Origin of the sequence: Streptococcus mitis bv. 2 str. SK95 (assembly GCF_000222705.1) — a bacterium.
Lineage (GTDB): Bacteria > Bacillota > Bacilli > Lactobacillales > Streptococcaceae > Streptococcus > Streptococcus mitis_AY.
This window is the reverse complement of the sequence record NZ_AFUB01000005.1, coordinates 79,096-85,299: the sequence shown is the minus strand read 5'-3', so window position 1 is coordinate 85,299 and position 6,204 is coordinate 79,096. Positions and strand designations below refer to the sequence as shown.

At 42.9% G+C, this 6,204-nt stretch carries 5 protein-coding genes; all 5 read right to left on the bottom strand.

What is annotated here, in order from left to right; translation table 11 throughout:
- Window positions 1–57: 57 nt before the first annotated feature.
- A complete protein-coding gene (locus HMPREF9965_RS03610) occupies window positions 58–492 on the bottom strand; it encodes a cytidine deaminase family protein (protein WP_000355934.1) in 435 nt (144 codons plus the stop codon).
- A gap of 13 nt (window positions 493–505) precedes the next feature.
- Window positions 506–1,966, bottom strand: a complete 1,461-nt coding sequence (gene gltX / locus HMPREF9965_RS03605; protein ID WP_000031060.1) for a glutamate--tRNA ligase — start codon at window positions 1,964–1,966, stop codon at window positions 506–508.
- Between the two features lie 128 nt (window positions 1,967–2,094).
- Entirely contained in the window at window positions 2,095–3,444 is a 1,350-nt protein-coding gene (locus tag HMPREF9965_RS03600) for a glucose-6-phosphate isomerase (protein WP_000018248.1), read from the bottom strand.
- A gap of 168 nt (window positions 3,445–3,612) precedes the next feature.
- Complete coding sequence (locus HMPREF9965_RS03590; protein ID WP_000124753.1) at window positions 3,613–4,302, bottom strand: gamma-glutamyl-gamma-aminobutyrate hydrolase family protein; 690 nt, start codon at window positions 4,300–4,302, stop codon at window positions 3,613–3,615.
- A gap of 135 nt (window positions 4,303–4,437) precedes the next feature.
- Window positions 4,438–6,204, bottom strand: a complete 1,767-nt coding sequence (locus HMPREF9965_RS03585) for an ABC transporter ATP-binding protein (protein ID WP_000859994.1) — start codon at window positions 6,202–6,204, stop codon at window positions 4,438–4,440.

Here is a 6,204-nt window from a genome sequence, read left to right as displayed (position 1 = left end):
CCTCTTTATCGAAATTCTGAAAATATAAGGGAAAAGAGCCAGTTAAACTGACTCCTTCTATTTATCTTGCCAATTAGTCGCACGTTCCTCTCCCCACCAGTATGGGATCAACTTGGCAACTTTGATTGTTTTTCTTGTTTTGTAGTCCATCATGAACTCTGCTTCTTTATTTTCAGCATTCAATTCTAAGAGAAATTCTCTGCAAGCGCCACAGGGCATACCTGATCCTTCGCCGTAAGGAGGTTTATCTCGAAAAGCAAGGATTTTCTTAACTTTAGTTTGTCCTGAAAATTGATACATATTGAAGAGAGCCGCTCGTTCTGCACAGAGATGAAAAACGCCACAAGTGCCCTCCATACAAAATCCTGTGAATATCTGACCATCTTCCGCTTCTACCGCGGCAACTACATGGTTTGCATAAACAAAGTCAGAAACTTCATGGGGATTGTATAAGGTTCGTGCTTCTTCATACATCTTTTCCCAGATGTCCATTGTTGGTTACTCCTTACTTAGCAATTTCTTTTAACATGTTTTCGATATGCTGGATTGACTTTTCACGTCCGAGTAAGAAAATGGTGTCTGGTAATTCTGGTCCATGCATTTCACCTGATACAGCAATACGAATCGGCATAAAGAGGTTTTTACCCTTGATACCTGTTTCTTTTTGAACTGCTTTGATTTGTGGGAAGATGTTCTCTGTCACAAATTCCTCATCTGTCATTACTTCTAGTTTCGCTTTGAAGGCTTCTAGAACAACCGAAACGGTTTCTCCTGCCATGACCTCGCGTTCAGCGTCTGTCAACTCTGGGAAATCTGAGAAGAAAAGATCTGTCAATGGAACGATTTCATCCACTGACTTCATTTGTGGCTTGTAGAGTTCTACCATTTTTTCAGACTTGTCAGTCAAACGTCCTGCTTCTTCTAAGTAAGGTTTGGCCATTTCAAAGATAGTAGCAAGTTCTGCTCTCTTGATGTAGTCGTTGCTCATCCAGTCTAGTTTCTTCTGATCAAAGGCAGCAGGTGACTTGCTGAGACGATTTTCATCAAATAGTTTAATCAATTCCTCACGAGAGAAAATTTCGTCTTCCCCACCTGGGTTCCAACCAAGAAGAGCGATAAAGTTAAAGACTGCTTCTGGCAAATAGCCTTTTTTACGGTAGTCTTCGATAAACTGAAGGGTGTTGGTGTCGCGTTTAGACAATTTTTTACCCGTTTCAGAGTTGATAATCAAAGTCATGTGACCGAACTCTGGAGCTTCCCAACCAAGAGCCTCATAAACCATGAGCTGTTTTGGTGTGTTGGCAATGTGGTCATCTCCACGGATAACATGAGAAATTTGCATATCGTGATCATCAATAACAACGGCAAAGTTGTAAGTCGGGTAACCGTCTTTCTTTTGGATCACCCAGTCACCACCGATGTTGCCACCTTCAAACTCGATATCACCTTTGACCATGTCATGCCATTTGTAGATACCAGACTCATTGACAGCCAAACGAACAGTTGGGATGATACCAGCTGCTTCACGTTCTGCGATGTAAGTTGCTTTTGCTTCTTCGCTCATACCAAGATATTCATTGATGTAACGAGGTGTTTCGCCAGCTGCTTCTTGACGCTCGCGCTCGGCTGCCAACTCTTCTTCTGTAACGTAAGATTTGTAGGCTTTTCCTTCGGCTAGCAATTGGTCGATGTATTTTTGATAGAGTTCCAAACGCTCTGATTGGCGGTAGTTTTCATGAGTTTCTGGGCTTTCATCCCAGTCCATGCCCAACCAGCGAAGATTTTCAAGCTGTGAGCGCTCTCCATCCTCAACATGGCGTTTACGGTCAGTATCTTCGATACGAATGATAAAAGTTCCACCATGATGGCGTGCGTAGAGGTAGTTAAACAATGCTGTACGGGCATTTCCGATGTGTAGTAGTCCTGTTGGACTTGGTGCGTAGCGTACGCGGATATCTTTTGACATAGTTTCTCCTATAAAGTCTCTAGGCGTCTGCCTTTTTGCTTTCTATATTATATCACAAGTCTCGCCTGAGTCCAATGTCTACGAATAAAGAGAGTAAAAAAGAGTGGACAAGCCACTCTTTTCTTCTGTTATAGACGTGCGTTAAGCTCTTTGCTCAATTCTTCAAATCCTGGTTTTCCAAGAAGGGCAAACATGTTACGTTTGTAGGCTTCAACACCTGGTTGGTCAAATGGGTTGATGGCATTCAAGTAACCTGAAAGGGCAATTGCCAATTCGAAGAAGTAGATAGTGTAGCCAAGAGTGAAGGCATCTTGCTCAGGAAGAGTCACATACATGTTTGGTACGTCACCATCTGTGTGAGCAAGAAGAACACCGTCAGTCGCTTTTTTGTTTACAAAGTCAACGTCTTTTCCTTGAAGGTAACCAAGTCCGTCAAGGTCTTCTTCCAAAGTAGGGATGATCACGTTCTTACGCGGTTTGTCAACACGGACAACTGTTTCAAACATGATACGAGTTCCTTCTTGGATAAATTGACCAAGTGAGTGCAAGTCAGTTGAGAAGTTTGCTGAAGTTGGGTAGATACCTTTTTGATCTTTCCCTTCTGATTCACCAGCCAATTGTTTCCACCATTCTGAGAAGTATTGAAGTGATGGTTCGTAGTTTACCAAGATTTCAGTAGCGTAGCCTTTACGGTAAAGGATGTTACGAACTGCTGCGTATTGGTAAGCTTCATTTTCTGAAAGTTTGTCTGAAGTGTAGTCTTTACGAGCTGCATTCGCACCTTCCATAAGAGCTTTGATGTCTGCACCTGATGCAGCGATTGGAAGCAAACCAACTGCTGTCAAGACTGAGAAACGTCCACCGATGTCATCTGGAACTACAAATGTTTCCCAACCGTTGGCATCTGCTTCAACCTTAACAGCACCTTTTTGGCGGTCAGTTGTTGCGTAGATACGTTTGTTAGCTTCTTCTTGACCGTATTTTTTAACCAAGAGTTCTTTAAAGACACGGAAAGCGATAGCTGGTTCTGTTGTTGTACCTGATTTAGAAATCACGTTTACTGAGAAGTCTTTGTCAGCTACGTACTCTACCAAGTCAGCAAGGTAAGTAGATGAGATTGAATTCCCAGCGTAAAGGATTTGTGGCGCTTTGCGCTCTTCTTTTGTTTGCAAGTTAGCAAAGTGGTGGTTCAAGAAGTCAATAGCTGCTTTGGCACCAAGGTAAGATCCACCGATACCGATTACAACCAAGACATCGCTATCTGACTTGATTTGCTCAGCAGCTTTCAAGATGCGGTCGAATTCTTCGCGGTCGTAGTTTTCAGGAAGGTCCAACCAACCCAAAAAGTCGCTACCCGCACCAGTTCCTTTACGAATCAATTCGTCTGCAGCTGTTACTTGTGCTTGCATGTATTCCACTTCATGTGGGGCAACAAATTTGTCTAAAACTTTTGAATAATCAAATTTAATATGTGACATGATAATCCTCCAAAATTTCTTCTTTTCTATCATAACGCTTACCTTCGATTTTTTCAAGCTTTTTTATTGAATTTGCCCAATTTTTATCAGAATTCAAACGTTTGCGTAAATTTGCTGAAATATAAAAAATCTGAAAGAACGAATAAAAACGGCTAGATATTCTAACCGTTACAATTCATTTAATAAATACTCAAATAGTTCTAAATTGCCGTCTTCTTCATTGACCAGAAATTCTGGATGCCACTGCAAGCCGATGATACGATGCTCGTCGACAGACTCAATCGCTTCGATGGTCTGGTCTCTTGGATCAATAGCAGTCACACGGAAATTAGGCGCCAGGTCTTTGATGCTTTGACGATGGACTGAATTGACTTGACTTTCTTTGCCAAACAACTTAGCCACCACGCTTCCTTCTACTGTCTCAATAGAATGAGAGGTTCCAAAAGGCAAGCCTTGCCAGTGACCTTCAATTTCTTGGTGGAGAGTGCCACCAAAAGCAACATTGACCAGCTGAACCCCGCGACAGATTGCCATAATTGGTTTATTCTGATGGAGTGCTTCTCTCAAGAGTGCCAATTCAAATTCATCACGAGCAAGGTTGTAATCATCGCTCTCAATGGTCTTTTTCTCTCCATAAAACTGAGGATGGACATTTTGCCCACCTGTCAAGATGAGTTTGTCAATCATTTCTACATAATCGCGCACAATGGACTCATCTCCTACAGGAATCACTAAAGGGAGACCTCCGACTTGACGAATGCTCTCTGCAAATTTACAGGATACAGATGAGTGGATGTTTTTCCCTTCTGCATCTACAGGACATAGATTTGCAGCAACTCCTACAACCGTTCTAGCCATGATGTGTCTCCTTTCGATTTTCTTGCGACAGTCTTATCTTATCACTCCAACCCTTTCCTGTCTAATATGTTTTTTTAAAGACCGTGATAAGTATTTTTTATGGACAAGAAAAAGCTGCCCACGAGGACAACTTTTTTATTCGAAGACAAATTGATTGTGATACAGTTCTGAGTAGAAGCCACCGAGTTTGAGCAACTCGTGATGATTTCCACGTTCAATGACCTCTCCATCTTTGAGGACAATAATCTGATCGGCATTGAGGATGGTCTTGAGACGATGGGCAATGACAAAGCTGGTTCGTCCTACCACAACCGCCTCCATGGCATGCTGAATCTTGCTTTCTGTTACGGTATCGACATTGGAAGTCGCTTCATCTAAGATTAAAACTTGGGGATCTGTCATCAAGGTCCGAGCAATGGAAATCAATTGTTTCTGACCAGTTGAAAAGATATTTTGCTCATCATCAATAAGGGTATCATACTTATCAGGCAAGCTTTCGATGTAGTCATGAATATGAGTTGCCTTAGCAGCTGCTTCGACCATTTCCTGGCTAGCATCTGGAACACCGAAGCGGATATTGTCCCGAATCGTTCCACTAAACAAGACCGAATCCTGCAGGACAATCCCGACCTTGCTCCGCAGACTGTCCAAGTCGTAGTCACGGATGTCTTTTCCATCAAAGCAAATGCTACCTGCATCCACATCGTAGAAACGATTGATGAGGTTCATGATGGTCGTTTTCCCTGAACCAGTCGGGCCGACAACTGCTACCATCTGCCCCTTAGGAGCTGAAATGCTGACATCTTTTAAAATCGGCTTGTCTGGCACATAAGAGAAATCAATATGACTGATTTCAACACCTTCTCGCAATTCCGTAAAGGCTGGTGCATTTTGCGGACGAATCTCTTCTTCTGCATCGAACATTTCTTGGATACGATCGGCTCCCGTAAAGGCCAACTGGAGGCTCCCCCAGCTAGCAGCCACCTGGATAATCGGCTGGTAGTACTGCTGAGAAAATTGGGTAAACATGACGATCAAACCTAGGGCTGTCGTTGTTTCGATACTTGGATCGTTCAGTAAGACCGCAGAACCTGCAAAAATGACGATAGCTGTATTGACCAAGCTCATCCCATTCATAACTGGAAAGAGGATGCCTGAGAACATTCTTCCTTTAATGGTTGCCTTGCGCACGCGCTCATTTCGCTCCACAAAGCCTGCTACGATGTCGTTTTGAATTCCTTGTACAATAACAGCTTTCTGCCCTGAAATACTTTCATCCATATAGGCGTTGAGTTTCCCAACCTCTTTTTGCTGGAGATTGGTGTACTTGCGGGCCATTTTCACAATGAAGACCAACATGAGAAAGGCCACTGGGGTGCTGGCTACTGTTATCAGGGCTAGCGTCATATTTTTTGAAAACATGACAAAAATCAAACCGATGTAAAGAGCAATATTGCTCATAACCTGAACTAGACTTTCATTGAAGGCTTGAAGGATATTGTCTAAGTCACTAGTGAAGCGAGAGAGGATGTCACCATCCTGGTGGCGGTCAAAGAAAGAAACCGTCAAACGTGAAAGTTTGCCAAAGAGGCCCTTACGCATCTCATTAGTTGACTCAGCAATCACACGGGTCATCAAGGCCATGTAAATCAAACTGGATACTACTAGGGCGAGGACAACCAGAGCTAGATTCAGCATCAGAGCTGATAAACTCTGCCAGGCTAGTTCGGAAGTCCCGTTTTGATAAGCTAGAACTAGGTTAGCGAGCTCTGTTACTGCTTGACCTGAAAAAACAGGGAAGAGGGCTTGGGCAATTGTCGCAATCGCAACCATCAGAATCACAATGACAAAGGAGAGCTTGTAGACTTTAAAATAATTCCAGAAAAATCGAACGGTTTTCAT